Annotated in this window: 18 protein-coding genes; 7 read left to right on the top strand and 11 right to left on the bottom strand. The window is 35.5% G+C overall.

The features are described from left to right. Window positions 1-41: 41 nt before the first annotated feature. The 5 genes from RT037_RS03790 to gldD all read right to left on the bottom strand — a co-directional run bounded on the left by RT037_RS03790 (window position 42) and on the right by gldD (window position 7,019). Window positions 42-2,114, bottom strand: coding sequence for a M13 family metallopeptidase (locus tag RT037_RS03790; RefSeq protein ID WP_313028274.1), 2,073 nt, complete (start codon window positions 2,112-2,114; stop codon window positions 42-44). Between the two features lie 109 nt (window positions 2,115-2,223). Next, on the bottom strand, window positions 2,224-3,576 hold the full coding sequence (locus RT037_RS03795) for a peptidylprolyl isomerase (protein ID WP_313028275.1): 1,353 nt from the start codon (window positions 3,574-3,576) through the stop codon (window positions 2,224-2,226). 69 nt (window positions 3,577-3,645) lie between these two features. Continuing rightward, window positions 3,646-5,475: a peptidylprolyl isomerase gene (locus tag RT037_RS03800; protein WP_313028277.1), complete on the bottom strand. Its 1,830-nt coding sequence runs from the start codon at window positions 5,473-5,475 to the stop codon at window positions 3,646-3,648. 36 nt (window positions 5,476-5,511) lie between these two features. Continuing rightward, complete coding sequence (locus tag RT037_RS03805) at window positions 5,512-6,432, bottom strand: PfkB family carbohydrate kinase (RefSeq protein WP_313028278.1); 921 nt, start codon at window positions 6,430-6,432, stop codon at window positions 5,512-5,514. A 29-nt stretch (window positions 6,433-6,461) separates the two neighbouring features. Beyond that, on the bottom strand, window positions 6,462-7,019 hold the full coding sequence (gene gldD / locus RT037_RS03810) for a gliding motility lipoprotein GldD (RefSeq protein WP_313028280.1): 558 nt from the start codon (window positions 7,017-7,019) through the stop codon (window positions 6,462-6,464). 277 nt (window positions 7,020-7,296) lie between these two features. Between gldD and rplS the strand changes: the two genes are divergently transcribed. Continuing rightward, window positions 7,297-7,653 (top strand): 50S ribosomal protein L19, encoded by a 357-nt coding sequence (rplS, locus tag RT037_RS03815; RefSeq protein WP_079666161.1) that lies wholly within the window; start codon window positions 7,297-7,299, stop codon window positions 7,651-7,653. Window positions 7,654-7,867: 214 nt separating this feature from the next. On the opposite strand, the gene RT037_RS03820 is transcribed toward rplS, so the two are convergent. The 3 genes from RT037_RS03820 to dapF are packed head-to-tail and all read right to left on the bottom strand — an operon-like array spanning window position 7,868 to window position 12,292. After that, entirely contained in the window at window positions 7,868-10,450 is a 2,583-nt protein-coding gene (locus tag RT037_RS03820; RefSeq protein ID WP_313028282.1) for a TonB-dependent receptor domain-containing protein, read from the bottom strand. 41 nt (window positions 10,451-10,491) lie between these two features. Continuing rightward, window positions 10,492-11,517 (bottom strand): endolytic transglycosylase MltG, encoded by a 1,026-nt coding sequence (gene mltG, locus RT037_RS03825; RefSeq protein ID WP_313028283.1) that lies wholly within the window; start codon window positions 11,515-11,517, stop codon window positions 10,492-10,494. Window positions 11,518-11,524: 7 nt separating this feature from the next. Continuing rightward, on the bottom strand, window positions 11,525-12,292 hold the full coding sequence (gene dapF / locus RT037_RS03830; RefSeq protein WP_312322955.1) for a diaminopimelate epimerase: 768 nt from the start codon (window positions 12,290-12,292) through the stop codon (window positions 11,525-11,527). Window positions 12,293-12,608: 316 nt separating this feature from the next. Here dapF and RT037_RS03835 point away from each other — a divergent pair, with 316 nt between their 5' ends. The 3 genes from RT037_RS03835 (at window position 12,609) to lipA (ending at window position 14,890) form a co-directional block, all read left to right on the top strand. After that, the gene (locus RT037_RS03835) at window positions 12,609-13,349 is read left to right on the top strand and encodes a phosphatase PAP2 family protein (protein ID WP_313028284.1); all 741 of its coding nucleotides are present in this window, start codon (window positions 12,609-12,611) and stop codon (window positions 13,347-13,349) included. 115 nt (window positions 13,350-13,464) lie between these two features. Further along, the gene (locus RT037_RS03840) at window positions 13,465-14,025 is read left to right on the top strand and encodes an RNA polymerase sigma factor (RefSeq protein ID WP_313028286.1); all 561 of its coding nucleotides are present in this window, start codon (window positions 13,465-13,467) and stop codon (window positions 14,023-14,025) included. Continuing rightward, entirely contained in the window at window positions 14,018-14,890 is an 873-nt protein-coding gene (lipA, locus tag RT037_RS03845; protein ID WP_313028287.1) for a lipoyl synthase, read from the top strand. Before RT037_RS03840 ends, lipA begins: the two co-directional genes overlap by 8 nt. Window positions 14,891-14,920: 30 nt before the next feature. Here the strand turns inward: lipA and RT037_RS03850 are convergent, their stop codons facing one another. Beyond that, window positions 14,921-15,481 carry a hypothetical protein gene (locus tag RT037_RS03850; RefSeq protein WP_313028289.1) on the bottom strand — a complete coding sequence of 187 codons (561 nt, stop codon included), beginning with the start codon at window positions 15,479-15,481 and terminating at the stop codon, window positions 14,921-14,923. A 303-nt stretch (window positions 15,482-15,784) separates the two neighbouring features. Between RT037_RS03850 and RT037_RS03855 the strand changes: the two genes are divergently transcribed. From RT037_RS03855 to RT037_RS03865, 3 genes are all read left to right on the top strand, one after another. Continuing rightward, window positions 15,785-17,398 (top strand): CTP synthase, encoded by a 1,614-nt coding sequence (locus tag RT037_RS03855; RefSeq protein ID WP_313028290.1) that lies wholly within the window; start codon window positions 15,785-15,787, stop codon window positions 17,396-17,398. Window positions 17,399-17,578: 180 nt separating this feature from the next. Then, window positions 17,579-19,369 carry a membrane protein insertase YidC gene (gene yidC / locus RT037_RS03860; protein ID WP_313028291.1) on the top strand — a complete coding sequence of 597 codons (1,791 nt, stop codon included), beginning with the start codon at window positions 17,579-17,581 and terminating at the stop codon, window positions 19,367-19,369. A gap of 84 nt (window positions 19,370-19,453) precedes the next feature. Further along, entirely contained in the window at window positions 19,454-20,116 is a 663-nt protein-coding gene (locus tag RT037_RS03865) for a TrmH family RNA methyltransferase (RefSeq protein WP_409529541.1), read from the top strand. Window position 20,117: 1 nt separating this feature from the next. Here RT037_RS03865 and RT037_RS03870 read toward each other — a convergent pair whose 3' ends face one another. Further along, the gene (locus RT037_RS03870) at window positions 20,118-20,813 is read right to left on the bottom strand and encodes an RsmE family RNA methyltransferase (protein WP_313028293.1); all 696 of its coding nucleotides are present in this window, start codon (window positions 20,811-20,813) and stop codon (window positions 20,118-20,120) included. A gap of 37 nt (window positions 20,814-20,850) precedes the next feature. Beyond that, the gene (tsaD, locus tag RT037_RS03875; protein ID WP_313028295.1) at window positions 20,851-21,867 is read right to left on the bottom strand and encodes a tRNA (adenosine(37)-N6)-threonylcarbamoyltransferase complex transferase subunit TsaD; all 1,017 of its coding nucleotides are present in this window, start codon (window positions 21,865-21,867) and stop codon (window positions 20,851-20,853) included. Window positions 21,868-21,871: the final 4 nt, after the last annotated feature.

The raw sequence follows: 21,871 nt of genomic DNA on the forward strand, positions 1-21,871 counted from the left end.
AGGCTATCCAAAATCGGATAGCCTTTGTTGTAAGTTTTCTATTACCAGATTTTAATTCTGTCTTCTGGTTTTTTATAATGTTTATCACCTTCTTTGATGTCAAAAGCTTTGAAGAATGCATCAACGTTAACCAAAGGCCCAACAGCACGGTACATTCCTGGCGAATGTGGATCTGTTTTAACCTGATTGATTAAATATTTTTCTGTTGATTTGGTTCTCCAAACCGTTGCCCAGCTTAAGAAGAATCTTTGGTCTTGCGTGTAACCGCTTATTAAGCCCGGATTTCCCTTATCTTTAAGATACATTTGTAAAGCGTCATAAGCTACCGCAACACCTCCTAAATCACCGATATTTTCTCCCATTGTGAAAGTTCCGTTAACTTTTGTTCCGGGTACTGGTTCGTAGCTAGAGTATTGCTCACCTAATTTTTTAGTAGCAGCTTCGAAATTTTTGCGATCTTCGTCTGTCCACCAATTGTTAAGGTTTCCGTCACCATCAAATTTGGAACCGCTATCATCAAAACCATGTCCGATTTCGTGACCAATAACTGCACCGATTCCACCAAAATTAACTGCTGGATCTGCTTTAAAGTTAAAGAAAGGCGGCTGAAGAATCCCCGCTGGGAAAACGATTTCGTTGTTAGATGGGCTGTAGTACGCGTTAACCGTTTGTGGTGTCATGCCCCATTTTGTTTTGTCAACTGCTTTTCCAACTTTTTCTAAATTTTTGGAATAACGCCAAGCAGAAACATTTTTTAAATTTTCATAAAGAGAAATCTTATTTGGACCTTCGATATTTAGTTTAGAATAATCTTCCCATTTGTCTGGATAAGCCACTTTTACAGTGAATTTCGATAGCTTCTCCAAAGCTTTTTGTTTGGTTGTTGCAGACATCCATTCTAGCTCAGAAATATGCTTTTGGTAGCTTTTTACAAGGTAACCAATCAACTCTTCCATTTGTGTTTTTGCTTCTTCTGGGAAGTATTTTTCTACATACAACTTTCCGAAAGCTTCTCCCAATACACCATTTATCATTTGCAGACCACGCTTGTTAAGCGCACGTTGCTCTTCTTGGCCTTGTAGATATTTGCTATAGAAATCGAAATTCAGTTTGTCCATGTTTTGGTTAAGAACACCAGCGTTGCCAGAAAGCAATCTCACCTTCATATAATCTTTTAGTAAAGGAAGATTTTTTTCATTAATAAAACTATCCAACTTCTCATAGTAAGCCAATTCTCCGATGATAACGCGGTCTGTGTTAACACCAACATTTTTTAAATATTCTGGCAAGTTAACATTCTTAACCATTGCTGATAATTCGGCAGTTGTCTTTGGGTTATAACGCTTGTTAGCATCGCGACCTTGTTCTAAAGTTAAATAAGATTTAGCCAAAGATTTTTCGAAATCAACGATATTTTTTGCAACTTCAGAACTGTTTTTATTTCCTAAAACATTTAATAAAGCAGTAACATGTTTTTGATATTCTGCTAAGGTTTTTGTGTTGGCTTCGTTTTCTTTTTGATAATAATCTTTTCCTAAACCAAGATCTGCAGCACCAAGATAAATGGCATTGTTTTTAGAATCTTTAAGGTCTGGACCAACGCGCCAATCGTATAACGGATTGTCTCCATATTTGGTCGCTTGGTCAAGATATGATTGCAAATCTTTAAGATTTTTGATGGCATCAATTTTCTTAAAATCTGCTTGGATAGGCTTAAGACCGTCAGCATCTCTTTTCTTTAGATCCATATAAGATGCGTAAAGATCTTGGATTTTTTTACCTTCGGTACCAGTCGTAAATTTGTCTGTTAAAATGTGATTAAGAATGTCTAACGATGCTTCGTCTGTTTTCTCACGAAGTTCGTTAAAAGAACCCCAACTAGCTTTATCCGCAGGGATTTTGGCAGTTTTTACCCAGTTACCATTAACGTAACTGAAAAAATCATCTTGAGGTCTGACAGATTTGTCCATCATCGACAGGTCGATGCCTGCTTCTTGATATTGTTTTGGACTATTAGAAACGGGAGTTTTTGCAGCTCCGTTTGTTTGCGCTACTGCATGATTACTAACTAGCAATCCGCAGAATGCGATTACACCAATCGTTATTTTCTTCATTTTTTGAAATTAATAGCATTAAAGATAAGTATTTATTTTTGGACAGACTTCGCTTTTAAACAAAAAAAACCTCACTGTTGCTAGTGAGGTTTTATATTTTTAATAAAAATTACTTCTTTTTAGTAAGCGAATCTTTTATTTTGCAATCGTTGTATTTATCATCAATTGAAATAAAGATATTTGGGATTTTAGATTTCACCCATTTGTCAACTATTTCGCCTTTCTTTTTGTTAAGAGCATAGTCTTTAACTCTTTCGTAATCCGTATTAAGGTCTAAAGTATGTGCGTCGATAATGTCATTAACACTTACGATAGATACAGCTTGTTTTCTATTAACAGTTTCTTCGAAAGGCTCCGTAATATCGTCTTTGTTAAGACCTGCAATTTGATAAGAAATGGTAGGATCTAGGTGAAGTTTTTCGATTTTGTCACCACCATCTTGAGATTGCATAACACCTGCATTAAATTTGGTTGACTTATCGTCAGAATACTTGTAAGCTGCATCTTTGAAAGTCATTTTCTTATCCAAAATCTGCTGACGAATATCTTCCAACTGTTTTTTAGTTGCAGCAATTTCTTCCTTGGTTGGCGTTGCTTTTAACAAAATATGTCTCGCATCGTATTTGTTACCAGTTCTTTTAATCAATTGAATTAAATGGAAACCAAACTCTGATTCTACTGGATCTGACAGTTCACCATCTTGCAGGTTAAGCGCAGCCGCTTCGAAAGGCTTTACCATTTGACCTTTGTTAATGGCTTTGTAAAGTCCACCGTTAGAAGCCGAACCTTCATCCTCGGAGTAGATTCTTGCTTGTGTTTCGAAAGATTCACCAGCTTCGACATCTTTTTTGATCTTGTTAAGTTTATCAATTAATTCTTGCTTGTGAGCTTCCGTTAACTTTGGGAAAATACTGATTTTACCCAATACAACTTCGTCTTTAACTTGCGGTAATTGAAATTTGAATTGGTTGAAAAAATCCGTCACTTCGTTAGGTGTAACGTCTGTTTTGTCAGTAATTCTCGCATATTTTTGTTGTCCGTAATATTGGTCAGAGTCAATTTTTTCGATAGCGTTACGCATTTCATATCCTGTACGGAATTTGTACATGCCCAACATCGTCTTTTCATCTGGGAACTGAGACAAGATTTGGTTATACTTTTGTAGTGCCATATCTTTGATCTGCGCCGAACGATTTTCGATAACAGTATCTCTTTTTGCTTCGTAGATAATGATTTTGTTATTAACGATGCTGGATAAAAATTCACACTTATCTGCAACTTTAGTCCCTTGCTGTTGTGCGTAGTTGGCTTGTTCTTCGATGTCAGATTCTAATACAATTTCGTCACCGATAACCGCAGCAATACCATCTAAGAACTGTCCAGGCTTTATTTGAGCATTAATTTTGGTGCTGAAAAGAACCAAGGCTAACAAAATAAAAACCGCTTTAAAATTATTTAACATTATTTTTTGTGTAAAATTTGTTTGCAAAAATAGTATTATAAATGGATTGTAGTCAATCTTTTATTATAATTATTTCTTAAAAGTCTTCTTTAAATCTTCAACAAAACCAGGTTGAATCTCCACTTTAACTTTCTTTTTTTGATTGGCAAGCGTCTCTTGCAACATAGCCTCTGTCATCGCATCTTTCACAGTGTCTTGCGCTTCTTCGAAGGTCATGGTTTCTTCTGGTAAAAGTTCGTCCACTGCAACAATAACGTCGCGGTCTTTAACTTTAGTTTGATGAATTCCCTTTTCGTAAGGCACTTTATATTCTGTGAAAACTTCCGCTGTTGATGGTACTTTTCCTTCTTCGAAGCTTACTAATATTTTGTTCTTATCACTAAGTTTTTTATCATATTTAGCTTTAAGAGCTTCCCACTTTTTAGTATCAGACATTTCTTTTTTAACCTCCGAAACTAGCTTAGGATCCGAAATAATTGCTACACGACTTTTAGCACTTTTTTCCCATTTGTATTGGTCTTTATGGCTTTCGTAGTAAGCTTTTTGTTTTGCAACATCTTTGTTGATTTCAGCTTTTAGATAATCATCAAAAATCCATTGCGAATATAAGTTTTGACGAAGATCATCAAGTTCTTTTTTAATCTCAGGGCGTTCTGTAAACTCTTCTGCAAATGCACTGTACACAGAATTGTCGATGTGATAATCGATTAATGCTGACCATTCTTTAGGTGTTATTTTGTCAAGATCTTTGTAGTTTTTCTCAATAAAATTCTTTAGGTCAGAGTATTTTTCTGTTTTTGTTTTGTACTGGAAAAGTGGCGCCGACTGGTTTTTAAAAGCTTTGAAATCTGCATAACTTTTCTTAATCGTCGCAAGATCCGCATATTCTTTATAGTTGGGTGCCACCATAATGCTTTTTAGGACTTCGTCAGTCACCTGATTTGCGTATGTACTGTTTTTAACTTCACGTATAAAAAACTCTTTATTGTCAGCCGTTAATTGATAAGGTTCAATATTATAAATGTTGAAAATAAAATATTTGTTATCAATTTTAACAGGTTCTGTGGTGTAATAACCTTTTGTTTTCCCTTTGAACTGAGCATAAACTTCGTCAGGAAGAATAGGGGAGCCAAATACAAGTCCACCCGCTTTTCTTTCGTGGTCGGTAGAACCTAATTCTTTAGTAACATCTTCGAATTTTTTACCCGATTTTAAAGCTGAATATATTTTAGCCTTAGACTCATCGGTGTTAAAATCATTTGGATAAGAGATAGTCCCAAAAGTAATATAGCCAAGACTTGGTCTTTTGTCCAAAACTTTAGCAAAAACAACACTTCCGTTTGCGCTGAAAAGCTTTGTATAACTACCGATTGGTGTTTTTTCGATTTCGCTGAAAAGCTCGTTGTCAAGTGTACCAGCTTTTACGAAAGATGCTGGGACTGGATTTTTAACATACGTCAAAATCGCGTCTTCCATTTTGGTTGTACCCGCTTTTACGTCTTTATAAATTTGATCGTAATTGTTGGTGTCGCCTTCTTCTTTAATAACATTGAAAACCAAAATTCGATATTCGTTTTGATTGGCTTTAACATAGTTAGCAACGATTGGGTCTAGAATCGCACTTGGGATTAATTTGGTCTCTTTAAGATCACGAACGCGCATCGCCACAGCATTACGAAAAGATGTAATCGTATCCGCTTTTTTCTCTTTTGCCAATTGTTGCAAAAGCATGAATTCTACCGTTGAGTTGATGGTCGCATCAACGCCTGTGTTTTCTAATCCGTATTTATACTTTTCTTTAAAATCTTTAAGTGTGATACTTTGTTCGCCAACCACAAGACTTTGACCAAATACATGCTGTGTTGCCAAAGCTACTAATACAAAAAGGCTCTTCTTCATTATTAAATATTGTTTTGATGTTCGAAAACAATCATTTTACATTGTCAATTCGAAAGTTGTTAACTCACGGAATTGGTTGATACGACCTTTCAACTCTTCTTTAGTAACATCTTCTAGACGTACAGTTCCGAATTTTTCTACCGTGAAGGATGCCATTGCACTTCCTACGATAAGGGCGTTTTTAAGATTTGCAAAACTGAAATCTCCAGTTTTTGTGATGTAAGCTGCAAGTCCACCTGCGAAGGTGTCACCAGCACCTGTTGGATCAAAAACTTCTTCTAATGGTAAAGCCGGAATTGCAAATATTTTCCCTTCGTGGAACAATAATGCGCCGTGCTCACCTTTTTTAATAATCACGAATTTTGGACCTAAAGCATGGATTTTTTGAGCTGCTTTTACCAAAGAATATTCACCCGAAAGTTGTCTAGCTTCTTCATCGTTAATTGTGATAACATCCGTTTTAGCAATAACTTCCATCAAGAGATCCCAAGTAAGATCCATCCAGAAATTCATTGTGTCTAGGATCACCATTTTTGGTCGTTGGCTCATTCTTTCCAAAACTGCTAACTGTACCGCTGGATGAAGATTTCCTAACATTAAAACATCAGCATCAGCAAAACTTGCAGGGATTTTTGGATCAAAATTTTCTAAAACATTTAGTTCTGTCACTAAGGTGTCACGAGAGTTAAGATCGTTATGGTATTTTCCGCTCCAGAAGAAAGTTTTCCCTTCTTTAATGATTTCTACACCATCGATATTGATGTTTTTTGATGTTAACATATCCAAATAGCCTTGCGGAAAGTCGCCACCAATTACAGAAACCAATCCAACTTCTGCCTCCAAAGCTGAAGCTGCAAGTCCAATGTAAGTTGCTGCTCCTCCTAGGATTTTGTCTGTTTTTCCAAATGGTGTTTCGATGGCATCAAATGCTACTGTTCCTACTGCTAGTAATTTCATATCTATAGGTCTTTATTTTAAGTTAAATTTTATTTTTTCCACTCGAATGTGTCAATCAAATGGAGCATATCTTTTTTAATATAATCTATCGCTGGCGCCAAAGAATCTGGCTTTGGGCGAGTGTTGAAATACAAATTTCCTGTTAAAAAATGCTTCGTGCTGTCCGTTACATAAAACTGAATGTTAGACGCCGTCTGCCCTTGCAATTCGTAAAAATTACCATAAACTTTCTTTTCTGGATAAGCAAAACTTTTGGTGTTGATTGCTGTAGCTTTTATTGTATGTTCGTACACCATTCTTTCTGCTTCCTTTAGATGGGTTTGGAAGTCGCTGGTTATCGGAAGATATGTGATGAAGATTTTTGCCTTCATCCCTTTGTAGTTGATGTTGTACCAACAAGGTTTTTTAGCATCTTGTATCACCGCAAAATCCGAATAATCAAACTGAAATGGACATGCACTATTAAAGGTCTGATAGCGAGGTTTGGGATATTCTAACCTCAAATCGCCGCTTGGCTTGGGCATAACCTCTTTTCCACAAGAAGCGAGCATTGCCAAAACAGTAAGTTCTAATAGCTTTTTTAACATCTGGCAAAAATAGTGATAAGATTTTAGATACTATACATTATAAAATATAAAAAATTCTTAATTGTTCGACTTTTAGTTGGTATTAAATCAAATTTTGGAAAATAAGTATAAATACGAGCTTTGATAAGTGCTTGACAATTTGTTGTTTAAACTTAAATAAAATTTTAAAAATACTATTGTGGGATTAATAAAAATTACTAATTTTGCAATCTGTTAACCAACCTCTGACGATAGACGTGTAAGTTGCTTGACTTTGAATTATTTTATTTTATAAATAATGGATTTAATTAAGTACGTACAAGAGAAGTACATTGACAAAAAAGATTTCCCAAGTTTCAAAGCTGGTGATACAATCACTGTTTATTACGAAATTAAGGAAGGTCAAAAAACAAGAACTCAGTTCTTCAAAGGAGTTGTTATCCAATTGAGAGGAACTGGTGCTACTAAAACATTTACTATCAGAAAAATGAGTGGAGATGTTGGTGTAGAGAGAGTTTTCCCAATCAACATGCCTGCACTTCAAAAAATTGAAGTTAACAGAGAAGGTAGAGTTAGAAGAGCTAGAATCTACTACTTCCGTAATCTTAGAGGTAAAAAAGCAAGAATTAAAGATAAGTCTTTCGGAGGTAAATAATCCACAGATTTTATCTGACAATAAAAGCCACGTCGCAAGATGTGGCTTTTTTGTTTTTAAATTTTAGTTATGAATTATGAATTATGAATTATGAATTATGAATTAATTTTGCCTAAAGCCTAAAGCCTAAAGCCTAAAGCCTAAAGCCTAGTTTTAATCATAAAAAAAAACTGCCCGAAAGCAGTTTTTAATTTATATATAAAGTCCACAAATATTACATTGGGCTTTGGTCGTCACCACCATCGTAGTTGCTGTTGATGTCTTTTTTCTTTTTAGGTTGTTCAACCTTTTCTCCTTGTTTGAAACGGTAAGTCAATGATAAGCTAAACTGTCTTGGTTGCCATTGCATTTCCATATCTCTTACGAAATCCTCCGTATTGGTGTAGTTCTTCATTCTTCTCGTATTGAAAATATCTCTAATGTTGAAGGCTAAAGTACCATTACCTTTCCAAAGTGTTTGTGTTGCTCCAAAGTCAACGCCATACATTGCTTTACGGTTATTCATAACAGTTTTTTCAGCACCTCTGTAGAACGATTGCACTTGGAAACTAAAAGTTTTAGTTGGTCTAAATGTTGTGTTTAATCTTAATCTGTAAGAGAAGCCATCACCCGAAAAGTCCATGTACTTTCCGTTAAGTTTCATGTTACCCGTATTATTGTAACCATACAAATCTGCAGACAACATCATTTTCCACCATGAGAATGGATCGTAAGTTCCGTTAAGGTCAAGACCATAATTAGTTTCTGTACCAACGTTGAAAGGCATTGTGTTAATCGCACCTTTGTCATCTAAATATTGGAAACGGTTAACTTCATCCTCAGATTTTTTATAATACAAAGTTGGGTTAATCGTGAATTTCTTTTTAGTAATTGCATAACCTAGCTCGAAAGAGTTTTCGTAAGTTGGGTTAAGATTTGGGTTACCACGGAAGTAGTTTCTGTCATCGTCAAACGACATGAACGGAATCATCGTGAAAGCCCTTGGTCTCTGGATTCTTCTAGAATAATTTAATAAAACCTGATTGCCTTTTGCGATATCATAACTTAAGAAAACACTTGGGAATAACTTCGTGTAATCTTTTTTAACCTCAGGATTTTGGATTGGCGCACCAGTTATTAAATCATGACTTAAAAAGTTGATGTCGATTTTTGAAGTTTCGCTTCTTAAACCTAATTGATAACCAAATTTTTCACCAATTTTACTCTTGAACTGTGCGTAAATTCCTAAAATATTTTCAGAGTAAACGGTATTACTCGTGAAGTCATATCTTGTGTAATAAGCGCCACCATCATCACTTTGATTAACAAAATAATCGTAAGTGTTTTTATTGTAATCATAACGCGCACCCGCTTCTAACTTAGAGTGATCCCCAATTGGAAGTTCGTAATCTAACTTACCAATGAAGGTGTCAGATTTAGAATCTGTATCTACATTATTGATGGAGTTACCAGTTGTTTGTAGAATTTGATTTTTAAAAGTGTTTTGTACAATTTGGTTTGTTCCGTCACTTTTGTTGGTTTGGTAGCTAGCAGAAACTGTTAATAATTGTCCGTTATCATCAAGTTTCTGATCAACTCCGAAATCTAACTGCGTTGCAAAATTTTTGTTATTTCCAAAGCTGTTACGATTTCTTAAAAAATTGTCAAAGCTACTTGCAGAAGAGTAAGTTTTTTCAGCGTAATTATTTAACGTATTACTATCATTATTAAAACTTCTAATCATCCCAGAAAGGTTAATCGTCGTTTTATCTGATAAATCATGTACAACACCAGCTGTTAAATTGTAGTTGTCGCCCTCTCTTTTGGTTTCACCATCTTGGTTAGAAATTTGTGTGAAAGAGTTTTTAGTATAATCCCATGTTGAAGGATTATCTTTTCTCGTCATGTAATTCTTACTAGAACTTTCATTTTTTTGATAACCACCGCCACCATTAACATACCAAGTCCAGTTGCCTTTTCTCCAGTTAAGGTTAGCATTAAGATTGGTTCTCGGTAAATAACCTAATGTACCAGTTACAGTACCATTGAAGCCTATTTTTTTATCTTTTTTAAGAATGATATTCAAGATACCTGCAGTTCCCGATGCTTCAAATTTTGAAGATGGGTTGGTGATCACTTCAATTTTCTCGATTTGATCGGCTGGGATAGATTGCAAAGCATTGGCGCCATCATCAATTCCTAAAAGAGAAGAAGGTTTACCATTAATTAAAAACTTAACGTTAGAATTTCCTCTCATTGATACCGTTCCGTCCGTATCTACAGAAACTGAAGGTACATTAGATAATACATCTTGCAAGTTTCCGCCTTTGCTAACGATATCTTGCGAAGGATCGTACGTCTTTTTATCAAGCTCAACTTTGTAAGCTTTTGGGGCAGCAGCAGTAATAACAACACCTTGTATTTGCGTTGTTTGATCAAGATTTGCTACTTCATTTCCTTGGATCACAAAAGCAGGAATCGCACCTGATTTAGCAATCTGAATTGTTTGTGTTTTAGTTTTAAAATCAATAGCTTCGATTGTTACGTCGTAACTTCCTGCAGCTAATTCGATTTTAAAATTACCATTCACATCCGCCAGAACTGCATCGCTTAGTTGCGTTGTTTGTTTGTTTTTGAATGTTAACGAGGCGTAGCCAATTCCGCTTTTCGCATTGTCTTGGACATTACCCGTGACAGAAAATTTTTGTTGCGTTGCGCTTGGTTGCTGTTGTGCAAATGCCATAGAGGCTGCTCCAAGGACAAACACAAGTCCTAAAGTTCTTCTCTGAATAATGTTTCTGATTTCTGTTTTTATCATAATTTCTTTTTTTTCTGAATCAAATTTTGACTCAAGAAGGATTATTTTATCTGTTTTGCATTCAGCCAATCTTGGTAGGCTTTTGCATTTTTAGCGTGCTCTACATCATTATCCGTGAATTTGTGAAACCCAAACTTCGCTGGATCCGCACACATATAGATGTAATTATTTTGTTCTGCATTAAGAACCGCGTCCAAAGAGTTTTTGTCAACAATACAAATCGGACCTGGAGGAATTCCCGCATTGGCGTAAGTGTTGTAAGGCGATGGCGCTCTTAGATCTTTATAATAGACGCGTTTTATCTGTTTTGTAAAATTGCTCGCTTTGTTAATCGCATAGATTACGGTTGGATCACTTTGCAATTTCATGCCTTTTTTGTAACGGTTAAGATAAAGTCCAGCAATTGTTTTTTGCTCATCTTTTTTACCACCAGATTCTTTATAAACGATAGAAGCTAAAGCATAAATTTGGTCTCTTGACAAGCCCGATTGTTTTTCTTTTGCAACACGATCGGCATTCCAAAATTCGTTATAATCTGTATTAAATTTGTCAAAAAACTCTTTAGGCGTCACTGTCCAAAAGAATTGATAAGTGTCATTAAAAAAGAATTTCTTAAGATCTTCAGCATTGTTAAAACCTTTCTCAACGGCTATTGCATTTAGGTCTTTTGCAAAACGTGCAGAATCTAATTCCGTTTTTCTGCTAACGCGACCAATCATTTGATACACGTCATCAAAATCTTTAATTCTAAAATTATTTGGTGTTTGGTTACCAGCTTTAATCATATTGACAAGGTCAGAGTTGTTGGTGCCAGATTTTATTTCGTAGCGACCAGCTTTGATGTTTTCCGCTAAAGCTTTGTCATTAGCAACCGCTTCAAAACTTTCAACATTTGATAAATACGGACGAATAGAATCCATCACTTGCTTCATCGGTGCATTGTGAGGGATTAAAACAAACCCTTCTTTAGCAACGTTGTTACCGTAATTTTTGGAATAAAATCTAAACCCAAAATAAGCACCAATTGCAAGAATTGCGATGAAAATGATTGCTACTATTTTTTTCATATACAATTTAGATTTCTATTGTTCCTATAAAAACTTGTTTTGCTGGACCTTCTAACCAAATATTTTTGAAAGCACCATTGTCTTCTTCGGCATAAATTTTCAAATTGCCGCCAAGCACTTTAACGGGCACAGAGGTTAGATGTTTCTTTTTCATAAAAGTTAAAGCCGCTGCGGTAACACCCGTTCCACAGCTGAAAGTTTCGTCTTCAACACCGCGCTCATAAGTTCTTACAAATAACTTGTTTTCAGGAAGTTCCGTCACGAAATTAACATTGATGCCTTCTTTGTGGTAAGTCTCATTATTTCTGATTTTGTTACCGTTATGATAAACATCATAATTTTCGACATCGTCAACATATTTTATGTAGTGCGGAGATCCAGTGTTTAACACAAAATCCTCTTCGTCAGCAAAAATTTTTTCGACATCTATCATTTTTAGTTTGACAACACCGTTTTTTATTTCCGCTTCGTGCATGCCGTCGATCGCGTCAAATTTTGTTTTATCTTCAAAAATATCCAAGAAATGCGCGAATGCCACGATGCATCTTCCGCCGTTACCACACATTGTGCTTTCGTTACCGTCAGAGTTGTAATACACCATTTTGAAGTCGTATTGCTCATCATTTTCTAACAAAATAAGTCCGTCGCCACCGATCCCAAAACGTCTGTCACACAGCTGTTCAACGAGTTTTGTGTTTTCTTTTGGGAAACTCAGGTTACGGTTGTCAATCATGACAAAATCGTTGCCGGTTCCTTGATATTTATAAAATTTCATAAGTCGTTTTTTAGTGATTTAAAAATCCTACAAAATTAATGAAATTCATGTCTATTTGGTGTTAAAAAAAAGCTAATTAAATCATCCAAAAGCCCTATTCGAATTTATTATTGAGAATTGTGAATTTTTTGATTTAAAATAAATGATTTCCTATAGTTTTATTTCTTGTAAAATAATGATTATTAAACAGTTGTTAATTTTAAATCTTCTTATATTAAAATAGTATTAAAATTCATTTTCAAAAATAATTTTCATGATTGTTTCAAAGTTTTATTTAAAAATGAAAACTAAATTTGTTTATTAATTAATGCGTCCGATGATAAGAAGAATTAAGATTTTAATACTGATTTTTTGTTGTATTAATCTTGCTTTTGCACAACAAGTTGATAGTTTGGATTTTGCTAAAGAAACGAACTCGTTACCAAGTGATAGACAAAGTTTAAAAATCAAAAAATTATACGTACCAGCTGGTTTGATGCTTGCTGGTGTTGCTTTTGGTAGTAAAGGTTTAGAATCCCTCAATAGTGAAATCGTTGAAGAACGGAATGAACATTTATTAAATTTCACCTCACACTTGGATGATTTTTTACAATTTTCGCCGATTGTTACAGCTTATGCTTTGGATGCTTTCGGTGTTAAATCTAAAACTGATTTGGGTAACCGAACAGCAATTCTTTTGAAAGGAGAAGTTCTCACTTTAGGCTCCGTTTTCGTAATGAAAAGTCTTATTCACGAGAATCGACCTGACAGTTCTAACAGTCAATCTTTTCCGTCAGGCCATACAGCGCAAGCTTTTGCAGCAGCGACTTTTTTGAGCGAAGAATATAAAGGTCGTTTTCCGTGGATGCCGTATGCAGCTTACGGCGTTGCAAGTACAGTTGGCGTTTTTAGAATGGTGAATAACAAACATTATATCTCTGATGTTTTGTTTGGTGCAGGATTAGGAATTCTATCCATGAAAGTTGCTTATTGGACGCATCAATACAAATGGAACAAAAAAGAACGCCACGAGCAAGCTTATCAACAATATATTAAAAACGAAAAAATGATTTATTAAATTAAGATAAATTCTGATTTCAAAACTCAATTAAAAACGTCGAATCATTGTCTCAATCTATCAATACCATATCATTTTTTTAGAAGTATTAATTCGTATCTTTGCTTATCTCTAAATGAAAAAAGAAGCATTAATAGAATTAGTAAAGAAAGCCAAAGATAAAGATCAAAAAGCGCAAACGCATTTGATTAATCTCTTTTGGGTGGATGTTTTTTCTTTTGTGATGAAGAAAGTTCAGGACGAAAATGACGCCGACGAAATTACCGTTCACGTTTTTTCGAAAGTCTTGTCAAAGTTGGATATGTACGATCCTAATTTTCAGTTCAAAACTTGGATTTTGACCATTGCTCAAAATACGGTTATTGATTTTTGGAGAAAGAAAAGTCGCGAAAATACCGATGCTAGCGACTCTTTGGATGAGGTTAAAAATCACTTTGCAAAATCACCAGAAGAGCTTTTGATATCGGAGGAAGAAAATGACGAGATTCTAAAAATTGTGGCTTCGATGGATGTCAATTATCAGGATATTATTAGACTTCGATTTTTTGAGGAGAAAAGTATTAAAGAAATAGCTGAAGAGCTTAACCTATCAGTTGCCAACACCAAAGTGCGCATTATGCGGGCTAAAAAAGTGTTGGCAGAATTATTAAAAAGTAACGAGTTGTATAATGAGTAACGATGTATTAACGACAGATACCACAACACAAAAACCAAAATGGATTCGCGTAAAATTGCCAACTGGTAAAAATTATCGCGAGCTAAGAAACTTGGTTGATAAATATAAATTGAATACCATTTGTCAAAGTGGAAGTTGCCCAAATATGGGTGAATGTTGGGGCGAAGGGACGGCGACTTTTATGATTTTAGGAAATATCTGTACACGTTCTTGTGGTTTTTGCGGTGTTAAAACTGGAAAGCCTTTGGATGTTAACTGGGACGAACCTGAGAAAGTTGCGCGTTCTATCAAATTGATGAAGATTAAACATGCGGTTTTGACGTCTGTTGATCGCGATGATCTTAAAGATATGGGTTCAATTCTTTGGGGCGAAACGGTGAATGCTGTTCGTCGTATTTCTCCCGGAACTACCATGGAGACTTTGATTCCGGATTTTCAAGGGATTACAAAACATTTGGACAGATTGGTGGAGGTTGCGCCCGAAGTTATTTCGCACAATATGGAAACCGTGAAACGTCTAACGCGCGAAGTGCGTATCCAAGCGAAATATGAGAGAAGTTTGGATGTTTTGCATTATCTGAAAGAAGCTGGACAACGCCGCACCAAAACAGGTGTTATGCTTGGTCTTGGCGAAACTAAAGATGAAGTTTTCCAAACCATTGAAGACATCAGAAACGCTAATGTTGATGTGATTACTTTGGGACAATATTTGCAACCTACTAAAAAGCATTTGCCAGTAAAAAGATTTATCACGCCAGCAGAGTTTGATGAGTTTGGTGCTTTTGCAAAAGAATTAGGCTTCCGCCATGTAGAAAGCTCGCCACTGGTGCGCAGTTCTTACCATGCTGAAAAACATATTCATTAAAATATAAAACCTGCTAGTTGGCAGGTTTCTTTATTTTGATAAAGCCAAAATACAATCTTCGCGAATTTTCCAAATTTCGTCCATAGAATAGGGGATTTCGGGATGTTGGTCGAGCCAATCTTTTAGGAAGTTTTGATGGTATTTAACTTTAAAATGTGTGATTTGCTCAGGCTGAATTTCGATTTCTTTTAAAAGTTGAGATTCAAAGTTTTCTTTACGCCAAGTTCGACTTGTAAAGTCAAGAATTTGATGATTCAATTTTAGATAATTGTGCGCTTCAGGAATGTAATCGAGTTGATGTTGCTCCAAGACTTCTTTAATTTGTGGCGCATTGTCAGCGTTCATTTTAAAAATTCCTAAAATTAATTGAAAGTCGAATTTTTGATTTTCGTCCGCCAAACGTTTTAACAAAGCATGTTTAGTGCTACAAGTTCCAAAATTATCATTAAGAACTGCAAGCATATTATTTTTGTCAAGATTCCTTTTATAATCCATATTTTGAACAAAATGTGCAGCTTCTAGAAAAGTCATTTTTCCAATATTAAGAAAGCTTTCGGAAATTATTTTGTCCGATTGGATGTCAAAATTCATCTTTTAAAATTTGTGGCTAAAGTAAGACATTACAAAGAGTCTGTTTAAATTTTATTGCTAAAATTTTCATAGCTATTTTGAGATATATTTTTTGATTCATATTTAAAGGTTTAGCGGGCTAAATCAAAAATATGAAATGAAAAATTAGAGTGAAAGAGCATCAAAATTTAGCAAAGACTGTTTAGAAGTAAGACTAAAAAACTTCATTAAAATTCTAAACTGACTCTAAAATTATTAAATATTTAAGAAGTCTAAAATTGCTTTTCTAGTCCGTATGCTTTAACTTTGCACAAACCTAATCTAATGAGTAAAAAAGAAACGAAGTACATCTTTGTAACAGGCGGTGTTACTTCTTCACTGGGTAAAGGAATTGTCTCTGCTTCTTTGGGACTTTTGTTGAAATCACGAGGTTTTAGCGTTACTATCCAAAAACTTGATCCTTACATTAATATAGATCCCGGAACACTTAATCCGTATGAGCATGGCGAATGTTATGTGACGGAAGACGGTGCCGAAACCGATCTTGACCTTGGTCACTACGAGCGTTTTCTTGATAGCCAAACAAGTCAAAACAACTCGGTGACAACAGGTAAAATCTATCAAACTGTTATAGAAAAAGAACGTCGTGGCGAGTTTCTTGGTAAAACGGTGCAAGTTATTCCGCACATCACCAACGAGATTAAACGTCGTGTTAAAATTTTAGCAAAGAAAAATTACGATATCATCATCACTGAAATTGGTGGAACAGTAGGAGATATCGAATCTTTGCCATACATCGAAAGTGTGCGACAATTGCAATGGGAGTTGGGCAAAAACAATTCGATGGTGATTCATTTAACATTGTTACCTTATTTGGCTGCCAGTGGTGAGTTAAAAACAAAACCATCGCAGCATTCTGTTCGTCAATTGATGGAAAGCGGCATCCAGGCAGATGTTTTGGTATGTCGTACAGAGCACAAAATCCCGAAAGATTTGCGTGCAAAGTTGGCGCAATTCTGTAACGTTGCTTTAGAAAATGTTATCGAATGTAAAGATATGGACACGATTTATGAAGTGCCAGTCGATTTACAAAAACAAAACTTCGATGAGGTTGTTCTAAAAGAATTAAATCTTCCTTATAATAAAGAAGCAGACCTTAAGGATTGGAAAACTTTCCTTAAAAAATATAAAAACCCAAAACGAAGCGTTAACATTGCTTTGGTTGGGAAGTATGTATCACTTCAAGATTCTTACAAATCAATTGCAGAAGCTTTTATCCACGCTGGTGCAGATTTGGAAACCGATGTTAATGTTAAGTGGGTCTACAGTGGCGACTTAACGGAAGACAATTTACAAGAAGCTTTTAAAGATATCGATGGTGTGTTGATTGCTCCAGGTTTTGGCGATCGCGGCATCGAAGGGAAGATTTTAGCAGCAGAATATGCACGTGTTAACAATATTCCGACTTTAGGAATTTGTTTGGGAATGCAGATTATGACTATTGAATTTGCTCGTAACGTTCTTGGACATGCAAAAGCTAATAGTACAGAATTTGATACAGCGACAGTTGATCCGGTTATTTCGATTATGGAAGAACAGAAAAATGTTGTTGACAAAGGCGGAACAATGCGTCTTGGCGCTTGGAAGTGTGCCTTGAAACCGAATTCTAAATTAGCTGAAATCTACGGTGCTAAAACAATTTTTGAAAGACACAGACACCGTTATGAATTCAATTCTGATTACAAAAAAGAATTCGAGGATAAAGATATGATCATCTCTGGTCAAAATCCTGAAACGGGACTTGCCGAAACCATCGAGTTAAAAGAGCATCCTTTCTATGTTGGTGTCCAATATCATCCAGAATATAAGTCGACGGTCGCAACACCGCATCCATTATTCAAAGCGCTGATAACAGCAGCAAGCAAGAAAAAGAAATAAAATTAACGAGTGACCTAAAGTATTTTTTTTAGGTCATTCGTCTTATTATCAGGATGATAAAGATTAGTCAGCTAAAAGTAGTTATCTGAAAAATAAATCTTATTTTTGTCCTCTTAAAATTTAATTAAAAAGAGCTAGAAATTTTCGGATTTCGAATTCAGAATTTTCAAATTATTACTAATGCAACAGAACAACGGACTGGACAAAAATCAGCTAATTAGCTTCGGTGTACTCTCTCTACTTTTGATAGGTTTTATGCTCTATTTCCAAAATAGACAAGCCTCAACAGAACAGGAGAACATCGCCAATCAAGCTAAAAAAACTGAGCAAACAACGGCGGCTAAAGCTAATGCTGCAACCGAGCTTAACGCAAATGTTACGCCCAACGCTATACAAAAAGTTAATCTTAAAAATGATGAGCTTAGCCTAGAGTTTTCTAGCCTCGGTGGACAAGTGTCTTCTGTTAGACTTAACCAGTACCACGCTTACGACGGCAAAAATAAAAACAAACCTCTTTACCTTTTCAGTAACAAAAATGCTGAATATGGTTTTGAGTTTAAAGATAAATCTGGCAAAATTGTTAATACAAAAGATCTAGTATTTACACCAAGCGTAGCAGGAAATACTGTAACATTGACAAGCCAACTTAGTGGTGCGACGATTCAGTTTATCTATACATTAAGTCCAAAATATACTTTAGATTTTAAAGTAAGAACACAAGGTTTAGCGAATTTAACTTCGGATAAAAATGCGACTTTCAAATGGAATTACAACATTAGAGAGTCTGAAAAAGGTCGTGCCCAGGAGCAAACACATACAGAATTTGCTTATGCTTTTGACAATTATAAAGCTTATGATTACGATGCACGTTCTGAAATGGACGAAACTAAAGAAACGCTTAACTGGATTGGTGTTAAACAACAATTCTTCGCAGCGGTTATCGAAGCGCAACATGGTTTTACGCAATCCAAAGGTTATCAAGACAACATCGAAACGGGTGAATATCTTAAAAAATTCAATTACGATGGTCAAGTTGCCTTTACAGGTGGTGAATTTAATCAAGATTTCGCGTGGTATTTTATGCCATTAGATTTACCTTTATTAAAATCTTACAATAAAAACTTTGATGAAATTTTGCCATTAGGTTGGTCATTTATTGGATCACTTAACAGACATGTTTTCATGCCGATGTATAACTTAATTTCATCTTGGGGAATTGCAGCAGGTTGGGCGATTTTTATCATGACGATTATTGTTAAATTAATACTTTCGCCAGTTATGTACAAGCAGCATAAGTTGAGTGCAATGATGAAAGTGATTCGTCCAGAGATTGACGAGGTTAATAAAAAGTACAAAGATGCTGACCCAATGAAGAAACAGCAAGAGACAATGGCGGTCTATCGAAAAGCCGGCGTTAACCAATTGGCGGGATGTCTTCCAGCCTTGGTGCAGGTTCCGTTGTTCTATGCTTTGTTCCGTTTCTTCCCGAATATGATTGATCTTCGTGGGAAAAGTTTCTGGTTTGCGGAAGATTTAACAGCTTATGATGATTTAATTAAATTACCATTTAGTATTCCTTTCTTAGGAGATCATTTAAGTATTTTCGCATTGGCGTGTACAATTGTTATTTTGATCTATACGATGATGACAGCTGGTAACATGCAACAACCACAACAAGAAGGGATGCCGAATATGAAGGTGTTAATGTACATTTTCCCAGTTACATTCTTATTCTTCTTGAATACATCTGCATCTGGTCTTTCTTGGTATTATTTTGTATCAAACGCGATTAACATCATTATCATTTTGGTGATTAAATATGTGATTTTGGATGAGAAGAAAATTCATGCTCAGATCCAAGAGAACAAGCAAAAAGCACCAAAACCTGAAGGCCGTTTCCAAAAACGTATGAGAGAGATGATGGAGCAAGCGCAAGAGCAACAAAAGCAACAACAAAAAAATAAGAAATAGTCTTAACTATTTATATTAAAAGCGAAATCGAAAGGTTTCGCTTTTTTTTGGTTTAATTTTAATATTAAAAAATCCTATTTTTGCATGATGAATTTAGAAGCGACTTATCAGTATTTACAACGGTTTTTAACAGACGAACGCCTTCAAAAAATTGAGCACTTTTCAGCCGAAAGTTCCGATTTTATTTTGCCAGTTGTTGAGGATGTTTATCAGTTCAGGAATGCCGCTGCAATTCTTCGTTCGGTGGAGGCGTGTGGATTTCATAAAGTTGTCGCTTTAGAAAAAGAAAATATCTTTGATCCCAATCTTCGTGTTACAAAAGGCGCAGACACTTGGGTGCAAGTTGAAAAAATGCCTCGCGAAATTTCATCATTAGAGAAAGTCAGAGATCGCGGTTATAAGATCGTAGCGGTGTCGCCGGAGCGTAATGCGACGATGCTTCCCGATTATCAACCTAACGAGCCTTTGGCTTTGGTTTTCGGGACAGAATGGCAAGGCACCACAGACGAACTTTTGGATTTTTCAGACGAAACTTTAGCCATCCCAATGTATGGTTTTACACAAAGTTTTAATGTGTCTGTTGCTGCTGCAATCTGTATGTACGATCTAAAACAAAAATTAATAAAGTCTAATATTGACTACAAATTGACAGGTGATAAACTTCTCGAAACTAAGATTAATTGGGCGGTTAATTCTATTAAAAGCGGACCACAGATTTTAGAACAATATCTTAAAAATAACTTGTAAATTACATAAGAGAGTAATTCCAAGCGGCAACGAAAACACCAGCAGTTTCGGTTCGAAGTCTTTGTTGACCAAGGCTAACCGCTTTGATGTTGTTGTCAGCCAGCATTTGGATTTCTCTTTCCGAGAAGTCACCTTCTGGACCAATAAGAAATGTAAGTTCTTGTAAATTAGAATTTTGGATTGTCGTTAAATCCATTCTTTCTAAATTTTCGTGACAATGGGCAACGAAAGTTGTTTCAGGATTTAAAGTTTTTATAAAATCAGAAAACTTCGTCAAATCATTTACAATTGGGAAGTGAAATCTCAAACTCTGTTTAGACGCTGCAATACTTTGCTTTCTAAGTTTGTCGATATTAAGATTTTTACGCTCAGTTTTTTCAGTGTTGATGAGTGTAATCTCCGAAATGCCCATTTCCGTCGCCTTTTCAATAAAGAATTCGATGCGGTCAATATTTTTAGTTGGTGCAATGGCAATATGAAGTTTCGGCGAAAACTCGGTTTGTTTTTCTTTAATTTCGATAACATCCAAACTGGCTTTTTTACCTTCTACTTTTAAAGTTCCAAAAGCTAAATTTCCCAATCCATCCGTCAAGTAGATTTCTTCACCTTCTTTTATACGAAGCACTTTTGTGATGTGTTGCTGTTCTTCTTCGTTGATTTTTATTTTAGGAAATATGTCGCCGTAGAAAAGTTTCATTTTATGGTGTTTTTTATTTAATCAAATTTCTAAAATCTTACAAATCATACTTTGACGTTGCGGTTGTACGAAGATCCGTGAATTCGCCACGTTCGTATTTGAGCTTAGCAACCATCGCGATCATCGCAGCGTTGTCCGTTGTGTATTCAAATTTTGGGATGTAGATGTTCCAACCTAGTCTTTCATGATTCGCTTGCATTGCTTCGCGCAAAGCCGAATTTGCAGATACGCCACCAGCAATCGCAACTTCTGTGATGTTAAGGTCTTTTGCTGCTTTCTCCAATTTCTTCATTAAGATTTCAATAATCGCTTTTTGAATCGATGCACAAAGATCTTTTAAATTATCTTGAATAAAATTCGGGTTTTTGTTAACCTCTTTTTGAATAAAATATAAAACCGAAGTTTTAATACCGCTAAAAGAATAATCGTAATTCTCTAGTTTTGGCTTGTTAAATTGGAAAGCATTGGGATTTCCCTCTTTTGCAAGTTTATCAATAATTGGTCCTGCAGGATAATCGAGATCAAATATTTTTCCGATTTTATCAAAAGCTTCGCCAGCCGCATCGTCAATAGTTTTTCCGATGATTTCCATATCGAAATAATCCTTCACCAAAACGATCATCGTATGTCCGCCACTAACCGTCAAACACAAAAATGGAAATTTCGGCGGTTGTGGATTGGCATCTTCGATAAAGTGCGCCAAGATGTGCGCTTGTAGGTGGTTAACCTCTATTAAAGGCACATTAAGACTCATTGCTAAAGACTTAGCAAAGGACGTTCCGACCAAAAGTGAACCCAAAAGTCCTGGTCCTCGTGTAAAACCTATGGCGCAAATATCATTTTGTTGTATATTTGCTTTTGAAAAAGACTTTGTAACCACTGGAATTATGTTTTGCTGATGCGCTCTGGAAGCCAACTCCGGCACAACGCCACCATATTCATTATGAATAGTTTGGTTGGCAGCAATGTTGGATAAAATTTGATTTCCTTTGATAATTGCAGCAGAAGTGTCGTCGCAAGATGACTCAATTCCTAAAATAATTGTTTCGCTCATAAGA

It is taken from the genome of Soonwooa sp. (genome assembly GCF_032062245.1).
Taxonomy (GTDB): Bacteria; Bacteroidota; Bacteroidia; order Flavobacteriales; family Weeksellaceae; genus Soonwooa.